Origin of the sequence: Candidatus Methylospira mobilis, assembly GCF_009498235.1 — a bacterium.
Classification (GTDB): Bacteria; Pseudomonadota; Gammaproteobacteria; order Methylococcales; family Methylococcaceae; genus Methylospira; species Methylospira mobilis.
In genome coordinates this window covers 1,363,509-1,381,912 of sequence record NZ_CP044205.1, presented here as the reverse complement: position 1 = coordinate 1,381,912, position 18,404 = coordinate 1,363,509, and the positions used below count along the sequence as shown (strand labels likewise).

The 18,404-nt window shown below is 54.0% G+C and carries 19 protein-coding genes; 16 read left to right on the top strand and 3 right to left on the bottom strand.

The genetic code is table 11. From position 1 onward, the window contains the following. Positions 1-154: 154 nt before the first annotated feature. From fdxA to F6R98_RS06030, 9 genes are all read left to right on the top strand, one after another. The gene (gene fdxA / locus F6R98_RS06070) at positions 155-478 is read left to right on the top strand and encodes a ferredoxin FdxA (RefSeq protein WP_153248222.1); all 324 of its coding nucleotides are present in this window, start codon (positions 155-157) and stop codon (positions 476-478) included. A gap of 3 nt (positions 479-481) precedes the next feature. Then, a complete protein-coding gene (locus tag F6R98_RS06065; RefSeq protein WP_153248221.1) occupies positions 482-739 on the top strand; it encodes a hypothetical protein in 258 nt (85 codons plus the stop codon). Beyond that, the gene (cysB, locus tag F6R98_RS06060) at positions 736-1,713 is read left to right on the top strand and encodes an HTH-type transcriptional regulator CysB (RefSeq protein WP_153248220.1); all 978 of its coding nucleotides are present in this window, start codon (positions 736-738) and stop codon (positions 1,711-1,713) included. Before F6R98_RS06065 ends, cysB begins: the two co-directional genes overlap by 4 nt. Positions 1,714-1,759: 46 nt before the next feature. Next, positions 1,760-2,908 (top strand): calcium:proton antiporter, encoded by a 1,149-nt coding sequence (locus F6R98_RS06055; RefSeq protein ID WP_228125123.1) that lies wholly within the window; start codon positions 1,760-1,762, stop codon positions 2,906-2,908. A 138-nt stretch (positions 2,909-3,046) separates the two neighbouring features. Beyond that, the gene (gene rnr, locus F6R98_RS06050) at positions 3,047-5,311 is read left to right on the top strand and encodes a ribonuclease R (protein WP_153248219.1); all 2,265 of its coding nucleotides are present in this window, start codon (positions 3,047-3,049) and stop codon (positions 5,309-5,311) included. Further along, positions 5,312-6,064, top strand: a complete 753-nt coding sequence (gene rlmB, locus F6R98_RS06045; protein WP_153248218.1) for a 23S rRNA (guanosine(2251)-2'-O)-methyltransferase RlmB — start codon at positions 5,312-5,314, stop codon at positions 6,062-6,064. A gap of 105 nt (positions 6,065-6,169) precedes the next feature. Continuing rightward, a complete protein-coding gene (locus tag F6R98_RS06040) occupies positions 6,170-6,367 on the top strand; it encodes an antitoxin VbhA family protein (protein WP_153248217.1) in 198 nt (65 codons plus the stop codon). Further along, entirely contained in the window at positions 6,345-7,007 is a 663-nt protein-coding gene (locus tag F6R98_RS06035; protein WP_153248216.1) for a Fic/DOC family protein, read from the top strand. Before F6R98_RS06040 ends, F6R98_RS06035 begins: the two co-directional genes overlap by 23 nt. A 428-nt stretch (positions 7,008-7,435) precedes the next feature. Next, positions 7,436-8,875, top strand: coding sequence for an aminotransferase-like domain-containing protein (locus tag F6R98_RS06030; protein WP_153248215.1), 1,440 nt, complete (start codon positions 7,436-7,438; stop codon positions 8,873-8,875). 117 nt (positions 8,876-8,992) lie between these two features. Here the strand turns inward: F6R98_RS06030 and F6R98_RS06025 are convergent, their stop codons facing one another. Continuing rightward, positions 8,993-10,270, bottom strand: coding sequence for an MSMEG_0569 family flavin-dependent oxidoreductase (locus F6R98_RS06025; RefSeq protein WP_153248214.1), 1,278 nt, complete (start codon positions 10,268-10,270; stop codon positions 8,993-8,995). A gap of 504 nt (positions 10,271-10,774) precedes the next feature. Between F6R98_RS06025 and F6R98_RS06020 the strand changes: the two genes are divergently transcribed. Continuing rightward, positions 10,775-11,032 (top strand): hypothetical protein, encoded by a 258-nt coding sequence (locus F6R98_RS06020; protein ID WP_153248213.1) that lies wholly within the window; start codon positions 10,775-10,777, stop codon positions 11,030-11,032. Further along, entirely contained in the window at positions 11,022-11,327 is a 306-nt protein-coding gene (locus F6R98_RS06015; RefSeq protein WP_153248212.1) for a hypothetical protein, read from the top strand. The genes F6R98_RS06020 and F6R98_RS06015 overlap by 11 nt, the downstream gene beginning before the upstream one ends. 658 nt (positions 11,328-11,985) lie before the next feature. Here the strand turns inward: F6R98_RS06015 and F6R98_RS06010 are convergent. Then, the gene (locus F6R98_RS06010) at positions 11,986-12,246 is read right to left on the bottom strand and encodes a hypothetical protein (RefSeq protein WP_153248211.1); all 261 of its coding nucleotides are present in this window, start codon (positions 12,244-12,246) and stop codon (positions 11,986-11,988) included. 105 nt (positions 12,247-12,351) lie between these two features. On the opposite strand from F6R98_RS06010, the gene F6R98_RS06005 reads away from it, so the two are divergent. Further along, positions 12,352-13,395, top strand: coding sequence for an IS30 family transposase (locus F6R98_RS06005; protein WP_153247527.1), 1,044 nt, complete (start codon positions 12,352-12,354; stop codon positions 13,393-13,395). A gap of 129 nt (positions 13,396-13,524) precedes the next feature. On the opposite strand, the gene F6R98_RS06000 is transcribed toward F6R98_RS06005, so the two are convergent. Then, positions 13,525-13,698 carry a hypothetical protein gene (locus F6R98_RS06000; protein ID WP_228125122.1) on the bottom strand — a complete coding sequence of 58 codons (174 nt, stop codon included), beginning with the start codon at positions 13,696-13,698 and terminating at the stop codon, positions 13,525-13,527. Between the two features lie 144 nt (positions 13,699-13,842). Between F6R98_RS06000 and F6R98_RS05995 the strand changes: the two genes are divergently transcribed. The 4 genes from F6R98_RS05995 to F6R98_RS05980 all read left to right on the top strand — a co-directional run bounded on the left by F6R98_RS05995 (position 13,843) and on the right by F6R98_RS05980 (position 18,404). Further along, positions 13,843-14,730, top strand: coding sequence for a WYL domain-containing protein (locus tag F6R98_RS05995; protein ID WP_228125121.1), 888 nt, complete (start codon positions 13,843-13,845; stop codon positions 14,728-14,730). 840 nt (positions 14,731-15,570) lie between these two features. Beyond that, positions 15,571-16,053, top strand: coding sequence for an MSMEG_0572/Sll0783 family nitrogen starvation response protein (locus F6R98_RS05990; protein ID WP_153248209.1), 483 nt, complete (start codon positions 15,571-15,573; stop codon positions 16,051-16,053). A gap of 247 nt (positions 16,054-16,300) precedes the next feature. After that, entirely contained in the window at positions 16,301-17,320 is a 1,020-nt protein-coding gene (locus F6R98_RS05985) for a Nit6803 family nitrilase (protein ID WP_153248208.1), read from the top strand. Beyond that, complete coding sequence (locus F6R98_RS05980; protein WP_194270166.1) at positions 17,307-18,404, top strand: MSMEG_0568 family radical SAM protein; 1,098 nt, start codon at positions 17,307-17,309, stop codon at positions 18,402-18,404. Before F6R98_RS05985 ends, F6R98_RS05980 begins: the two co-directional genes overlap by 14 nt.

Here is an 18,404-nt window from a genome sequence, read left to right as displayed (position 1 = left end):
TTTCGCATTTTTGAACGGCTCCAGGGATGCTGAACCGATATATTCCATGTAAAATATGCTTTTGCAACCGAGACGACATGCTCCACCATCGCCGGCTGAAGTGCACTGGCTATGCGGTGCTGATCGCCAATACCAGAAATTACCAGGAATATCAATGACTTTTGTAGTAACCGAAAATTGCATCAAGTGCAAATACACTGACTGTGTCGATGTCTGTCCCGTCGATTGCTTTCACGAAGGCCCCAACTTTCTGGTAATCGATCCGGATGAATGCATAGATTGCACGCTGTGCGAACCCGAATGCCCGGCAAACGCCATTTTTTCGGAAGACGAAGTACCGGCGGCAATGGAGGATTTTATTACGCTTAATGCCGAACTGGCAAAAATCTGGCCAGGCATTACCGAAGTAAAGGACGCGCTTCCCGATGCAGATGAATGGAAAGGGAAGAGCGGGAAAACCGACTTACTGGAACGATAGAATTTGAGCGGCAGCTTGGGCAAAGAAAAGCGGGTTTTTTATATAAAAAAAAACAATATAAATGACTTTCGCCTTGAGTTTGCCGGAAAAAACGATCAAACCAACGCTTCCCAGGCGCTGGTCAGGCAGGATTGTGGCAAAACGACAAAATCAGACAGTCCAATGTCTGTTTTTGTACAATTTTTAAGGCGGCGGATGGTGTTACTGCAAAGGAATGCTTCGGACCGAAATCGCCGCCCCCCCCCCATTGAATCGACATGAAACTGCAGCAACTACGGTACATCTGGGAAATCGTCCAACATGATTTGAATGTTTCGGCAACCGCGGACAGCCTGTTCACATCCCAGCCGGGAATCAGCAAACAGGTTCGTCTACTGGAAGACGAGCTGGGCGTCCTTGTTTTCTCTCGCAACGGCAAGCACTTCACGGAAATAACCCCGGCAGGACAACAGATAGTGGCGATTGCCGGCGATATCCTGGCCAAGGCAAGAGACATCAAGCATGTCGCTCAGGACCATAAAAACAGCAGGATGGGTTCGCTCGGCATCGCCACCACGCATACGCAGGCACGTTATGCGCTTCCCGCCACCATTACCGAGTTCATAAAAGCTTACCCGGCAATCAAACTGCATATCCACCAGGGAACGCCCAGTCAAATCCACGAAATGGCGCTGAAAGGCGTGGTTGACATGACGATCGCCACAGAAACGATACAGGAAGAATCTGACACCCTGTTAATGCTGCCGTGTTACAGGTGGAACCGCTGCGTGCTGGTCCCCCGGGATCATCCGCTGACAACAGTCAGCTCCGTCACGCTCGAAAATCTGGCCGATTATCCGCTGATTACTTATACCTTCGGTTTTACCGGACGCTCACAGCTGGATAAAGCCTTCGAGAAAAAACATATACACCCCCAAATTGCGCTCACCGCCGTCGATGCGGACGTCATCAAAACCTATGTCAAACTCGGCCTAGGGATAGGCATAGTCGCAAAAATGGCTTTCGATCCCGATGTAGACACAGAGCTGACCGCGCTGGACGTAGGCCATTTATTCGAATCAAGCATTACCAAGGTATGCTTGAAGCGCGATATGTATATCCGCGGATTCATGTTCGATTTCATCAAACTTTTCGCCCCCCACCTGACGCGCTCACTGATAGAGCAGGCCGTGATGCTGCGCGACAGGAAGGAAATCGGCTCGCTTTTCAAACAGATCGAGCTTCCAGAGCACTAAGCCTTGATAAGGACACCCCACCACTGCGGACAGACAATAACCCCGAGTGAAATACGCCATTATCGAAGATAGCGAATTGAAAGCCTCTCGTGCAAAAACCGCCATAATACGCCTGGCGCCCGCCCTGTCCGGATGGGCGTTATGGTTATTGCTTTCCCGCCCGCCAACCCGACCGGCAATGCTGGCACAGGGCCTAGGCGCTACCGCCGTAACCGCCGGCATCATATTCCTTATCATGCTGGGCTGCGTATCATCGACAGTCAGATACGCGGATAAACTGGCCGAACGCCTGGGAGAGCCTTTCGGCACCCTGGTGTTGACGCTGTCGTCCACCTGCATCGAAGTTACCCTGATGCTGCGCATCATGTTCGGCGGCGAGGAAAATCACGCCATGCTGCGCGACACAGTATTCGCGGCATTGATGATTACGCTCAACGGCGTAACCGGGCTGGCGCTGCTCAGCGGAGCGTTGCGTCATCGCGAACAGTCGTTCAACCTGCGCGGCGCGCTGTCATTTCTGCAACTGATCGCACCGCTGTCGATGCTGATACTGATCATGCCGAACTACACGGAATCATCCCCCGGACCCACGCTTGCCCCGACGCAATCCGTATTCCTGGGCGTGCTTTGCGCGGTCGTGTACGGGCTTTTTCTGATGCTGCAAACCGGTCGCCATCGGGCCTACTTCAGTCTTGCCAGCACATCCGAAGTCGCCGTCAGGCAAAAGCGCCCGCGCCGCCTCGTCGATATTACAAAACCCGTATTCGGATTAATCATCAGTATATTACCGGTCGTGCTGCTATCCGAATGGCTGGCGCATCTCATAGACTTCGGCATTGAAGAACTTCATGCGCCTGCGGCGCTGGGAGGCGTTATTATCGCCGGTCTGGTGCTGTTTCCCGAAGCGGCAAGCGCGATACGCAGCGCGCTCGCCAACCACATGCAGCGCTCCATCAATATTTGCCTGGGATCGGCGCTTTCGACCATAGGTTTGACCGTACCCACCATCATCATTGCCTCCGGCTGGTTCGATCACCCGCTGATACTGGGACTAAGCGGCGCCAACACCACATTGCTGCAGGCCTCCCTGCTGATAGCCATGCTGACTTTTATCAGCGGCGCAGCCAATCTGCTGCAGGGCGTGGTGCACTTGATGCTTTTTTTCGGCTATCTGATTTTCATCCTGTTTCCATGACGGACACGCCAGCCTTCATCTTTAACAACAAACCTGGCTTAAATGTTTTATTATTTAAAACATTAGACTCACCCTTTACGTCTTTACCGGCTTGACGGGCCTATAGACAAACACGAATAACAACCAAGGAACTCATCAATGACATCCCCTTCTTCAACGAAGGAATCCGGCATCAAGCTGGAAGATCCATATGCGCAACGCGAAGCCGAAAAGTATGAAAAGCCGATACCGAGCCGCGAGTTGATACTCGATGTGCTCAAGGACCAAGGCGCGCCTCTCGGCTTTTATGAAATTACCCAGCTGCTGGGCCTGGAAGACGACGACGATAGCGAATCGTTGCGCAGACGGCTGAACGCCATGGAGCGTGACGGTCAACTGCTGAAAAATCGCGCCGACCGCTATTGCGTGGTTAACCAGAAAGATCTGGTGATAGGACGCGTACTCGGCCACCATGACGGTTTCGGATTCCTGCGACCGGACGACGGCAGCGAAGACTTGTTCCTGTCGCCCAAGGAAATGCAACTGCTGATGCACGAAGATCGCGCCGTGGTCAGCATACGCGGCGTCGATCGGCGCGGCAGGCGCGAAGCCGCCGTTATCCAGGTTCTGGAACGCAACACGCAACAAATTGTCGGACGCCTCTATCTGGAGCGCGGCGTCGCCAGCGTCAAACCCGACAGCCGGCACATCACCCATGAAATCATCATCCCTGAGCAGGACCTGGGCGGCGCGCAGCCCGACCAGATCGTTGCGGTAGAAATAATCGAGCAGCCGACACGGCGCCGCGGCCCGGTAGGACGCATCATCGAGGTGCTGGGCGACCATATGGCGGCCGGCATGGAAATAGAGGTCGCAATACGCTCTCATAACCTGCCCAATCAATGGCCGGAAGCCGTGGACGACGAACTGTCCGGCATCGGACCCGATGTACCGGAACAGGCAAAATCAGGCAGGGTCGACCTGCGTTCGCTGCCGCTGGTAACCATAGACGGAGAAGACGCACGCGATTTCGACGACGCCGTTTACTGTGAACCGCTGAGCGACGGATGGAAGCTGTTGGTCGCCATTGCCGACGTATCGCACTATGTCAGGCCGGGTACGGCGCTGGACAGAGAGGCACAGAAACGCGGCACTTCGGTATACTTCCCCGAACGCGTCATCCCGATGCTGCCGGAAATTCTGTCCAACGGCCTTTGCTCGATCAATCCCGACGTAGACCGCCTGAGCATGGTGTGCGAAATGCATATCGGCCGTTCGGGACAAATCGAACGTTATGCATTCTACCCCGCGGTGATGCGCTCGCACGCCAGACTCACCTACAATGAAGTCGCCGCAATACTGATCGATCAGGACGCTGCATTGCGCGAAAAACGGTCATCCCTGCTCCCGCATCTCGAAGCTCTGCATGCGCTCTACAAAAAACTGCACAAGGCGCGCGAAGCGCGCGGCGCGATGGATTTCGATACCCAGGAATCGAAAATCGTTTTTGCCGACGACCGCAAGATAGAAAATATCGTGCCGGTTACGCGCAACGACGCGCATCGTTTGATCGAAGAGTGCATGCTGGCAGCCAATACCGCATCGGCAAAATTTCTGGCGCGCGCCAAGATTCCGCATTTATTGCGCAATCACGACGGCCCCACCGATGAAAAGCTTTCCGACTTGCGCCTGTTCCTCGGCGAAGTCGGACTACGGCTCGGCGGTGGCGAAGACCCCAGTCCCAAGGATTATTTCCGCCTGCTGGAACAGATAGGCGACCGTGCCGACAAACACCTGATCCAGACCGTGCTGCTGCGCTCGCTTTCGCAGGCCGTTTACAGCCCGGAGCCAAAGGGCCACTTCGGACTGGCGTTGGACGCCTACACGCACTTTACCTCGCCGATCCGGCGCTACCCCGACCTGCTGGTTCACCGCGCGATCAAATACGTGCTGGAAGGCCGTCCGCCGGAAGCGTTCGGTTACTCGGTCAACGACATGGTGCTGTTCGGCGAACACTGTTCGGCGGCCGAACGCCGCGCCGACGAAGCGACGCGCGATGTCGTCAGCTGGCTCAAATGCGAATACATGCAATCGAAACTGGGCGAAACCTTCGACGGCATCATTTCCGCGGTCACCTCATTCGGCCTGTTTGTCGAACTAACCGATATCTTTGTGGAGGGCCTGGTGCATATTTCCACGCTGGACAAGGATTATTTCCATTTCGATCCCATCGGCCACCGTCTGCAGGGAGAAAGAAGCGGCATACAATACCGTCTCGGCGATCCGGTCAGCATACGCATCGCCCGCGTCGACCTGGATGAACGCAAAATGGATTTCGATCTTGTAAAGACATCGGAAAGACCCGCCGAGACAGTCGACAAACCGAAAAGAAAGCGCAGACCGCGCAAGAAGATAGAAAAATAAATGGCTACGCTACGCCGTATTGTTGGAATCCATGCCGCGCAGGCGGCGCTCGATCACAGCCCTGAAAAAATAACCAGCGCCTGGATCGACCTGTCGCGGCAGGATGCGCGCCTGCTGAAACTGCGCGACGCGCTCGAAACGGCCGGGATAACGATCAAACAGGTTGATCGCAAACAACTGGAACGTTTTGCTGAACGCCGTCCGCATCAAGGCATACTCGTGGAAATCGATCTGCCGACGGAGCTCGGCGAGCCCGACTTGCGCGACAGCCTGGATGAGAACAGCGGGCAGCGCCTGTTTCTGGTGCTCGATCATGTGCAGGACCCTCACAATCTGGGCGCCTGCCTGCGCACCGCCGACGCCGCCGGCGTCGACGGCATCGTCACCACGCGCGATCAATCGGTAGGCATTACCGCTACCGTATCCAAGGTTTCTTCCGGAGCAGCCGAGACCGTCCCGTTTTACCGCGTAACAAACCTGGCCAGAACCCTGGGGTGGTTCAAGGAGAGCGGCATCTGGGTGGCCGGCGCAGCCGGCGAAGCCGATAAAACCGTTTACGAAACCGATATGAAGCTGCCACTGGCTATTGTAATCGGCGCGGAAGGTACCGGTTTACGCCGCCTGACGCGGGAAAAATGCGATTTTCTTTTCAAAATCCCGATGTTCGGACAGGTCGAAAGCCTGAACCTTTCCGTCGCAACCGGCGTAATACTGTTCGAAGCCGTGCGTCAACGTCTGAACGTCAAAAAGTGAAAACACCCGGACGAAGGATAAAACGATTGACTCCCGTTTCTCGCTGTTCCATCATTGAAAACATAAAGCGCAGCACGCGCCATCCAATATCCCAAGGGGCTGGCCATGCCAAACGACGACAACATCAAACAAAACCTGTTCGACATTAAAAACGCAATTGCCCAGCAGCGACTGGAAGGGCTTACGCCTTCCGCTGAACTGGTAAGCGATCTGGAACGTGCCGCACAGGGTGAAATCAGCGTGCGCGAGGTCATCTCCAACATAGGCAAGAGGCACAGGGATGCAGAAACCCACGGGCAATGATCATTACCTTGATATGGAAACCGGTGTTCTAAAAAATAAGCTGGGAATCAAAAACCAGACTATTCTTCAAGAACTCGAAGCCGATTATGCTGCGGCGCGCGCCTATGAACTGGCTCAAACCCCTCTCCATGGACAGTTTGACTTAGCCCACCTGAAATCCGTTCATAAGCACCTATTTGGGGACGTTTACGACTGGGCGGGCGAGCTTCGCGATATTGACCTGGCAAAAGGAGACAATTACTTTGCAAACCATACCCACATAGTCAGCGCCGCACGATCGATTTTTGAGAAACTGGCAAAGGAAAATGCACTGGCCGGACTGACTACATCGGCTTTCGCAGACCGGGCGGCTTGCTATCTGGGTGAAATCAACGCACTGCATCCTTTCCGCAGCGGAAACGGCCGCGCGCAACGCGAATTCATCAATCACCTTGCCTATAACAACGGGCTGTCCATCGCCTGGAACAACACCTCGCAGGAAGAGATGGCCGAGGCTTCCACCGAGTCGCTCCATAGCGGAGACACGACATGGTTTGCCGGTTTCATCCGCGACAACCTTTACCCGCGCGTAACAGTTGCTCAGCCGAGCAACACCGCGCCCAAAAAGCCCAGAAAAGCAGCACAGTCAAAATCGAAGTGAGCGGAGCAATTATCCCTGCCTGCTATGCAGCGGAGCTCCGCTCCAGCTGATGTATTTCCATCAAAACGACACTTGCTGCAGGCGACGATAAGGACTATTTCGTGTGCAAACCTTACCGCTGCTGCAGAATTTACGACGATCTCGTCAAACACGACACGCCATTTTCGTTTTGCCCCACAGATAAAAAATGTCAACTGGGCAAGCGTGCCTGACGAAGTTATGTCTCTGGACGCTACAGTAACCGACAGCGCCTTAAGTGTTCAAGACTAACTGACGTGGAAGACACTTTGGCTCGTTTTCCAGCCCCAAAGCGTGTTGCTGGCGACACAAGCGCATATTTCCACGATGGTTAGACAGACACACTTATCCCATTCCTGAGAGGCGGTACAAATGCGCTTCGTACTCCGATATTTACCGCACAACACCGAATGAAACATCTTTACGAAACCGTAGCCGAAGATATCGCGGCCCGTATCGAGCAAGGCGTTTATCGCCAGGGGGAACGACTGCCCGGCGTGCGCGGCTTGAGTCAGCAACTGAATGTGAGCATATCGACGGCGCTGGAAGCCTACCGGCTGCTGGAAGATCAAGGCAAAATTCAGGCTCGGACGCGTTCGGGTTACTATGTCAGCAACATTCACCGCCCAAACATCATCGAACCCGCCATTTCCGATCCGCCGTCCACCCCATCGCGCGTCACAGGACAGTCGCTGACGCGCCAGATTCTGCGCGCCGCCAAAGAGCCGCATCTGATCAATCTGGGCTCATCCGTCCCCCACCCCGACCTGCTGCCGACGCATACCTTGCAACAGGCAACCGCAAAAGTGGCGCGCACCTACGGTAAACGCTGTTTCGATGCGGAAGAGTTGCTTGGCAACCAGGATCTGAGACGCCAAATCGCCAAGCGCATGGCGGCGCTCAATTACAGCTTCGCCGCCGACGATATTGTCATCACTTTCGGCGCGAGGGACGCCGTGCGGCTGGCGTTGCGGACAGTTTGCCAGCCGGGCGATGTCATCGCCATCGAATCCCCGACGTTTTATGGCCTGCTTCAGGTCATCGAATCCTGCGGCATGCAGGCGCTGGAGATCCCCACGCATCCGCGCGATGGCATTTCGCTTGATGCACTGCAGTTGGCCATTGATCAGTGGCCGATCAAGGCATGTCTGCTCGTCGCCAACTTCAACAACCCGTTGGGCTCGTGCATGCCCGACGACAGGAAACGATCGCTGATAACGCTGCTGGACCAGCACGGCATTCCGTTGATCGAAGACGATGTTTACGGCGACCTGGCCTTCGGTCAGCTGCGTCCATCCATACTGATGTCGCACAACAAGGAAGCAGATGCGTTGTACTGCTCATCCTTTGCAAAAACGCTTTCGCCGGGGCTACGCGTCGGTTGGCTGGTGCCGGGACGCCGCCACCGGGAAAAAGTCGAAAACCTGAAATACATGCAGCATCAGGCCGTACCAACACTGAATCAGCTCGTTGTCGCCCATGTGCTGGAACAGGGCGGGTACGACCGTTATCTGCGCCAAATCAGACAGGAATACGCCCGCAACATCGCTCGCACGGTGCAGGCAGTGAGTCTGGCGTTTCCGGAAGGCACCAAGGTCACCCAACCGGAAGGCGGCTTTGCGCTGTGGGTGGAAATGCCCGCCGGAGCCGATGCGATGGAATTGCATCGCCGCGCCGGTCTGGAAAACATCATCATCGCCCCCGGCCCGCTGTTCTCTGCGACGCAAAAGAAGTACGGCAACTTCATCCGCATCAGTTGCGGCGCCCCCTGGTCGGATCGCATCGAACGCGCGATCAAAAAACTGGGCGACTTGACTCGTGAGTTAATGACAAAAACAGGCCAGGGATAGGGCTGGAAATAACTTCCCGATCTTATCCCGCGTCCTGGTGGGGCGCTACGCTTACCCCCACTTTACCCGACCAGCACTGACTGCCGCAGAGCGGATAAGCGGCATCGCATCCGCCAACTAGCCCAAGCGACCGACTCGGCTGTTCGACAGGCGTTCGGCTATCTCAACGGCCAGATACTCGGCATCTTCGGCAATGCCGAGGAAGCGCCCCGATCCCCAGGTGTTGAGCCAGGGTAAGCCAATAAAATACAGCCCCGCCACATCGGTGACGCCGCGCCGGAAACGGGGATGTCCGCGATCGTCGAAAGCGGGCAGTTCGATCCAACTGTAATCCGGACGGAAACCGATCGCCCATACGATAGAGGTAATGCCTGCTTCGTTGGCATCCACACTGATCGGATCGAAATCCGGTTCCCAGAGTTTCCGGAACGGCGGCTCCACCGGCGCATCAATGTCGTTTTCAGCGATGTAGCGGTCGATGTCGTTACGGATATTGACGTAAATCTTGTCGGCATCATCAAGGTTTTTGGTCAGATCCGGTTTGAATTCCAGGCGCGCGCCGCGAATATTCACCATGCTGCCGTATAAACGCACGCCTTCCAGCGCAAACTTGCGCAGGTCGATTTCGTGACCGCCGTCGCGCCCGGTCATGTAGTGGTTGGTTTTGTGGCGTACTGCGTCGCCTAACGGATGTCGATCAACGGTCAGATCGTAAAACCCCAGGTCGTACAGCCATTCGGTCGCCTCGCGCCCGCGATACAGGCGCGGCGAGCGCGGCGCGGTGCCGACGGCCAGATGCACCTTGCGGCCCGCCAGATGCAGATCTTCCACGATCTGCACGCCGCTTTGCCCGGAACCCACCACCAGCACCTCGCCGGGCGGCAATTGCTCAGGATTGCGGTAGTGCATGGAATGCACTTGCGTGATGTGTTTCGGCAGGCTGTGGGCGTAATCCGGCACTATCGGAATATCGTAACCGCCGGTCGCCACCACCAGATGATCGGCGCTGAATTGTCCTTCACTCGTCGTCACCTCCAACTTCCCGGATTTGCTTCGGCAAACGCGCGTGACCGCCACGCCTTCCCGTAGCGGCGCATTGACCTTTTGCGCAAAGGCTTCCACATATTCGACGATTTCGTCCTTGAGCATGAAGCCCTGCGGATCGTTGCCCTGATACGGAAAATCCGGCAACCGGCATTGCCAGTTCGGCGTCACCAGACAGAAAGTGTCCCAACGGTCGGCGCGCCAGGAATGAGCGACGCGGTTTTTTTCGAAAACAATGTGGTTGACGCCTAGTTTTTGCAGGTGGTAACTCACCGATAATCCGGCCTGACCGCCGCCGACAATGATGACGTCATAATGAACACTGGGTGTGGCGTTTTGATGTTGTTTCATACGGTTCTCTCTTCTGGTTGTGGCGATGCGGTAAGACTGACAAAGTGACCGTCAGCCGGATGCCGGATTGGCACGGAATATTCTGGAAGCGAGACCGATCCGGTCACAGATTCAGAGCAGAGAAAATTTTCTGGATACAGATCCCGCTGAAGCGAATCTGTGATGCCCGAACAACCGGATAACTGTTATGGGAACGTAGCCGCGGTCGGGGTGAAATATCCGTAACTATTCAGAGAGCGCTTTAGCTTCATGACCGAAGCGGTCGGAAGTGAGGCAAGCCAGTCGAGACACGCGGAAGCGTGTCGGTCAATCAACCACGCTGCAAGTCCGTCCATGGAAGCTCTCTGCGCCCATCCATGGGCGCAAAAGGTCTCGCCTGACTCACCTCACTTCCTCTCCAGCGGGTAGGCTGAATAGTTACAAATATCCTTGCGACGCGCTATCGCAACCCGATAAATCATGCGATCATGCAGCCATGCAATAATATTTAACGGAGATGTCGGCATGAGCATGATCAAGACCATCGGAGCGAGCGGACAAATCACCTTGGGCAAAGAGTATTCCGGGCAGACTGTGCTGGTCGATGAGATCGAACCCGGCGTCTGGATCGTCAAAACCGGTCAGTTCATTCCTGACAGCGAGCAATGGCTGCATACGCCGGAAAACAAGGCAAAACTGGATGAGGCTATTGTCTGGGCGGAAACCCATCCGCCCTACTCGGATAATATGGCTGACATTGAGGCCGCTGTGCATGGCCGATAACACGCTGCGGCTCGACCTGAACAGCCCGGTATTTCAGCGCGACCTGTTTGTTTTGGAGAAGGCCGAGCAAACCGCGCTGCTGTCCACGCTCAAGCGTTTGAGCACCATGTCCTGGCCGCAGGTCTACGCCGACCGTGGGTTAAAATGGGAAGCTATCCACTCCAGGCAAGGCCCAAACGGTCAACGGTTATACAGCTTCCGTGCGAGCAAGGTTTTTCGCGTGCTGGGATACCGCGACGGGCCATGGTTAAGGATACTCAGTCTTCACGCCGATCATGATTCCGCCTACCACTGAAGACCATCGGTCGATCGCGGCTACCCAAAGCTGCAATATCGACCCACGCGCCTGATTCCGGCTTTACGTTCCACTTCCTTTGCTACCTTGGCTTCTGCCCTTGAGATGGGCGAGTTCTTTCTTTGGATGCCGCTGGCACACATCAACCCAAACCGCGTATTGTGTAAAACTCCGGTCATAAGAAAACGCCCGTACGAGTGTTTATTTTAATGTTATTTCCTACGGTTATCTCTTCCGGTTGCGACTATGCGGTAAGGTTACTCAAGTGACCGCCAGCCTGATGCCAGATTGGCACGGAATATTCAGGAAACGAGACTGATCCGATCACAGATTCAGAGAAAAAAAATTTTTCAGGACACAGATCCTGCTGGAATGAATTTGTTATGCCAGAACAATCGGATAACTGTTATGGGGAAGTTCCACTAGCAGTACAGAATATCCAGTTCATATTACAAAGCGGGTAACATATAGGAGGTCGCAGAAAGTGAAAGCCGCGCCATATTAGTGAATAATTACTGGCACAGTAGCGAAGTAATTGGTTATGAGGCTCAACAAGGAGCCTCATAATATTTATTGAACATTGGCTGTTGTAAATTAAGTAATTCTACAGATAGTCTACAGTAGACTATGTATGATGACTACCTATCCATATAATGTATTATGAAAATGTATACTCCCTCCATGGTATTTGTGACATGTGAATATTCGCAAGGAAATTAACAATATCTTTACGGCCTCGATAAGTCGGCACTCCTCTACTATCTTGTGCCATTAGCGTAACTGGCATGCCAGGAAAATACACAGAGAAGGCCCGTGCTGCTTCCTGTGATTCTGTTTGTGAATTAATAACATGTGACTTTACGATAATGATAGCGAATGTTTGGCCTTGCTCTTTAATAACTGCGCCTTGAAGTTTCATACCGGTGCTTCCTGGTAAAAGTTGATTTATGGGCTTAGACAAAGGCGGGCATTATTACCTGGGCGGGCTCAAAATACAAGTGCAACACTATGATAAGGTGTTGCAATGGAAAAGAAATATAATCACTTAAGTGCAGAGGATCGTGCCGCGATCATGTTGATGAAGTCAGATGGACATAGCCTGAGGGCGATGGCTTTGAGATTACAGCGATCTCCGTCAACGATCAGTCGCGAATTGTTACGCAATCCAGTCAAGTCTGGTAGCTATTGCGCAGGTACGGCGGGGATACGAGCGAGGCAGTTACGCCATATGGCTCGAAAGCCGCGCAAATTATTACCGGATAGCCTGCTTTTTGGCGTAGTCGATTACTTTCTGCATGAAGGTTGGTCGCCTGAACAGATTTCTGGCACACTCAAGCGCGTGTATGCAGAGCAGGGAGCCCTTACGGTGTCACATGAAACGATATACACCGCACTGTATGCCTTCCCACGCGGTGAATTACGCAGCGAACTGTTGAGCTGTTTGCGGCAATCTCACACGGGCAGACGTCCTCGCGCCAGAGGAACCGATCGGCGTGGTCAGATACCTGATATGAACAGCTTGCATGTACGTCCACCGGAGATTGAAGACCGGCTGGTTCCAGGGCATTGGGAAGGTGATCTGATCAAGGGGTCAGGCAATCGTTCTTCGGTAGGCACGCTGGTCGAGCGTAGCAGCCGCCTTGTGATGCTGGCGGCTATGACGTCCGGCACGGCTGAAGCCGCACTGGAAGGCTTCAGTAACGCATTGAACCGTGTCCATGAGCCGATGCGCAAAACCATGACCTATGATCAAGGTAAGGAAATGAGCTGCCATAAAACGCTCAGTGAGCGAGCGGGCATCACCATCTACTTTGCCGACCCTCATAGCCCTTGGCAACGCGGAAGTAACGAGAACACCAATGGACTACTGCGCCAGTATTTACCCAAAGGAACCGATTTGTCGACCTACTCGCAGGAGCAACTGGATGAAATCGCATACAGACTGAACACGAGACCGAGAAAAATTCTCGGGTTTAGAACCCCCTTGGAAGTTTATGCCGAATTCCTGCATAATTGCCAAAAGGATGAGGCTATGTGCGAATCAACAACCGTTGCACTTGGAATTTGAAACCGCCCTGCCCCAATCCCATTGCGTATGTTTCCGTGATAAGCTTTCGAGCTTATCTCTGTTATTGATGTGTCATCGCAATCTCCTATTTTCGTTGATTTATGGGTGATATTTGTACGAAAAGCCCGCTCACTTTTCCTTACACACCCCTTTGAACGGCGTCTTATCAGTTGTCTTAACATCAATAAACCGACCGGTGTCGGTATCTCTTTTTACCCAATTTCCGGTTGGCGTTTGTGTCTGACTGCGATCTCGTACCGCGCCGATGCGCTGTCCATCACCGCTCGGTGGATTTTTTGCCATTGTAGCTCCTTCATTTAATTTAAAGATGATCATATGTCATCAATATGATGATGTCAATGATCTTTTTTGGTTTTACATGTGCGGCAAATTGACGCATAATAAAAACATATTGACCATATACTCTCTAATTAAGGTGCGATGATGATGGATATGCTTAGCCAAGCCCAACGTGAACGATTGGCATACATTGAGTTTCAGCTGTACTTTCTGGGTAAGGTAGGACGAGGAGAATTGATGGGGCGATTTGGGGTGGCCCCGGCCGGTGCAACGCGTGACTTTGCTCTATATAAAAAATTTGCTCCTGGAAATATCGTATTTGACAATGCTTCAAAAATATATGTGCTTGGCGAGAGATTTGAGCCATTATTTACTCATTCGCCTGAGCGAGTACTAACGGCGCTATCTCAAGGCTTTGGTGACGGAGTTAATCCGGTTGTTGGCCCATTGATTTCATGTGAAATGCCAATGGTATTAAATCGCCTTCAATTAACTAGCTTAGCTCCAATCACACGCGCAATTAATTTAAATAAGGCTGTAAAAATACGTTATTTTTCTGGTAGTGGAGCATCTGAGCGGGAGATTGTACCATTTTCCTTGGCTACAGACGGATTGCGCTGGCATACACGCGCATTTGATCGCAAGAGGCAAAAGTTTGTGGATTTTGTAATAAGTCGGATTGACTATGCCGTTGTTATTGACAACAGTGTTCCTGAAAAACACGAGCTACCCGAGCAGGATATTCAGTGGAACCGAATCGTTGAACTCGATTTAGTGCCTCATCCAGATAATGAGTGTCCCGAATTAGTCGCGAGAGATTTTGAAATACACGACGGTGTATTGCGTATCAACCTTCGAGCCGCAATGGCTGGTTATGTTTTACTCCAATGGCATGTCGATTGCTCACCGAACCACAGCAAAGGCGAAGATAAAGCGTTTCGGCTGTGGTTAAGAGACCCTTTAGCTCTATATGGCGTAGAGAGTGCACTGTTTGCACCGGGTTATCAACCTCCAAACAAAATTAATTCTCATTAGGGAACCACTGATTAATTCAAAATCGGCTGATTACGGACAATAAAAATCAATTGGTTACCATTCAAATTCATGGTGAAAACCGATTAAATCAGTGTTTCATTGTTTGTTCTGCTGTCGATCAATCAAGTCGCAGAAGCAGTTTGGCAGGTAAAATTTGCAGCCGCCTAGAGCGGCCCGAATTGGTCATAAGTAGTCATGTATTACTGATATGGAACTTGCTAAGTATTCAAGGTTAACTGGCGTGGAAAATTCTTTAGCTTGTCACCCCCAGTCCTATATGGGGCTGTATGGCGGCAGAAATTATGTTCCACGTCGGTTAAGCGGACACACTTAGCGAATTGATGGTAGAGCGTGTATATAAGGTGGTTTCCTTGAAAGAGGATCCTTCTTGGTACGTCATACCCGTATGGATTCTCCCGGTGTCCAGTTGATAGGGACGTTACCCCCAAACCATCCAGAGTCTGGATTCCGTCATTCCCAGCCGGAATGACGAGATAAAGAAGCGAACTGGAACTCTGGTATGTTTTTTCTGGAAATAGCCTAACTTTCACTCTTCGCGACATAAAACCGTGTCATTTCGCCATTTGTCGCCTGAAATGGCACAAACGCGTTAACCGGTCAACCGACACATAGCCATAACAGTTATCCGGTTTATCAGGCAGTACAGTTCTACACACCGCCTATCTGTACGCATAAAAATTAGCAAATCCTGAATCTGTTCCCAAAACCGCCCCGCTTTTAAAGTAATCCCCGTCGATCAAGCTCGCGATTGGCAAGCACAACGCTTCCCGGCATCACGCCGGTGCGGAGATTTTCAACTTTTAAAACGAGGTTCATCCCATGCCAGCAGTTCAAAAACCGGCTCACGCCAACGGCGATTTTTTTGTCGATTACGAAGAGAAAGTATTCGAGGACGTTAAAGCTCTACCCGGCGAAAAAGCGCTGGTGAAATTTCACACCGTCGCGTTCGAAGGCTCCATCGGTTTCGTGAATCTGTTGCAGGCCACGCGTTTGCAACGCAAGGGCTTCGAAACTTCAATCCTGCTGTATGGGCCTGGCGTGACGCTGGGCCTACAGCGCGGTTTTCCGCGTCTGGGCGACGAGGCCTTTCCTGGGCATCAAAACTACACCAATCAAATCAAGAAGTTCATTGAGGAAGGCGGCAAGGTTTACGCCTGCCGTTTTGCGCTGCAAGCGCTCTACGGACACGGCGAACCGAGCCTCATCGAAGGTATACGCCCGATCAGCCCGCTCGATGTGCTCGATATTGCGCTGATTCATCGTCGCGAAAACGCATTTATTCTGGATACCTGGACGATGTAGGTCTTTTTCGCAGCTATTCAGTACCACCGAGCATGACGCCACGGAGGGGCTGCGGGTAAGGTTGGCGAGACCGTCTGCGGCAGGGATGCCGCAGTCGAGCCTCCAGGGATGGATTTACGGCGTGTCTCGACAGCCTTACCCGCAGACCCAATGCCGATAGCTGAATAGTTGCGTTGCTTTTTCTATCAAATGTGAATTCCAGAACTCGTGTTCGGGACTTCAATCACGAAAAACAGGAGAACAGATAGTGACATCGCAAACAATCGTCAGAGCGGCAGCGGTACAGATCGCGCCGGTGTTCGACTCGCCTACCGGCACCGTCGACAAGGTTTGCCAGGCCATCGCCGATGCCGCCCGCCAAGGCGCGCAACTGGTGGTGTTCCCGGAAACCTTCGTACCTTATTACCCGTATTTTTCCTTCGTATTGCCGCCCGTGCAGTCCGGCAGCGAACACCTGAAACTGTACGAATACGCCCCGACAGTACCGGGACCGGTCACCGAAGCCGTTGCCGCACAGGCGCGCGCACTCGGCATAGTCGTGGTGCTCGGCGTCAACGAGCGCGATCACGGCAGCCTCTACAACACACAACTGATCTTCGACGAAAACGGCCAACTGGCGCTGAAACGGCGCAAGATCACCCCGACTTTTCACGAGCGCATGATCTGGGGCCAGGGCGACGCATCAGGCCTCGAGGTGGTCGATACCGGCATCGGGCGCATCGGCGCGCTCGCCTGCTGGGAACATTACAACCCGCTGGCGCGCTATGCCTTGATGGCGCAGCACGAAGAAATCCACTGCAGCCAGTTTCCCGGCTCGCTGGTCGGACCGATTTTCGCCGATCAGATCGAAGTCACGATACGTCACCATGCGCTCGAATCCGGCTGCTTCGTCGTCAACGCCACCGGCTGGCTCAGCGACGAACAAATCGCGGCGGTCACGCCCGATCCCGGCCTGCAAAAAGCGCTCCGCGGCGGCTGTTGCACCGCCATCGTCTCCCCGGAAGGCCAGCATCTGGCGGAACCGCTACGCTCGGGCGAAGGCATGGTAATCGCCGATCTCGATAAGACGCTGATCACCAAACGCAAACGCATGATGGATTCGGTCGGCCATTACGCGCGCCCGGAATTGCTGAGCCTGCGTATCGACGACAGAGCGGCATCTCCAATGGTTACCACCGATACCGCAGCGCCGAAATCCAGTCTCCCGGCGTTTGCAACAACACCCTTCATCCCCGACAGCGAGGAAATCAGTCATGCATTACGTTGAACCGGTTTCGCCGCAGCTCATCAACGAACTGCAATCGCTGGGACTGCGCCTCGAACACGACAGTGTTGCCGACCGGCGCGGCGGCGCCGGCCCCTCCGACCACAAAGCCGTCAACATCGGCGGTAAAACCGTGATGGTGCCGGTCGCCACCGTTACGGCAAGCAGCTCGCCATTCGTCGCCGCCCAGCCCGACGCGCACGGCATCAGCGTGATTCGGCACGGCGAACGCGCGCTCGCCAAAATCGCCTTTCCGCGCCAGCCGCGTTTTTACCGGCTGCAGACCCTGGACGGCGTTCCCTATTCCCACATCGCCACGCTGCATGCGGCGGATGTGCTCGCCACCACGCTGCTGCAATCGTGCATACGCTACAACAACCGTCAGAAATCCTGCCAGTTCTGCGCCATCGGGCAATCGCTGGCGGCCGGTAAAACCATACTGCGCAAAACCCCGCAACAACTTGCTGAAGTCGCGCGCGCCGCCGTGCTGCTGGATAACGTCAAACATATGGTGATGACCACCGGCACGCCCAACGCCACCGATCGCGGCGCGGCGATTTTATGCGAAAGCACGCGCGCAGTGAAAGCCGCCGTGGATTTGCCGATACAGGGACAATGCGAACCGCCGGATCAGGATAGCTGGTTCGAGCGCATGAAGACGAGCGGCATCGACAGCCTCGGCATGCATCTGGAAGCCGTCACCCCGGAAGTGCGCGCGCGCATCATGCCCGGCAAAGCCGCCGTGCCGCTGACGCGCTATATGGATGCCTTCGATGTGGCGGTTGCGGTGTTCGGACGCGGCGAAGTCAGCACCTACATACTGGCCGGTCTCGGCGATACGATTGAGGCCATCCTGTCTGTTTGCGAGCAGTTGACCGGCAAAGGCGTTTATCCGTTCGTGGTGCCGTTCGTGCCGATAGTCGGCACCCCGCTGGAACATCATCCCTCACCCGATCCGCGTTTCATGCAGGACATCCTGCAACCGCTCGGCGCAATGCTGAAACAAGCCGGACTGCACTCCGCCGACCTGAAAGCCGGTTGCGCCAAATGCGGCGCATGTTCGGCGCTTTCCGCCTACGAGGTGTGA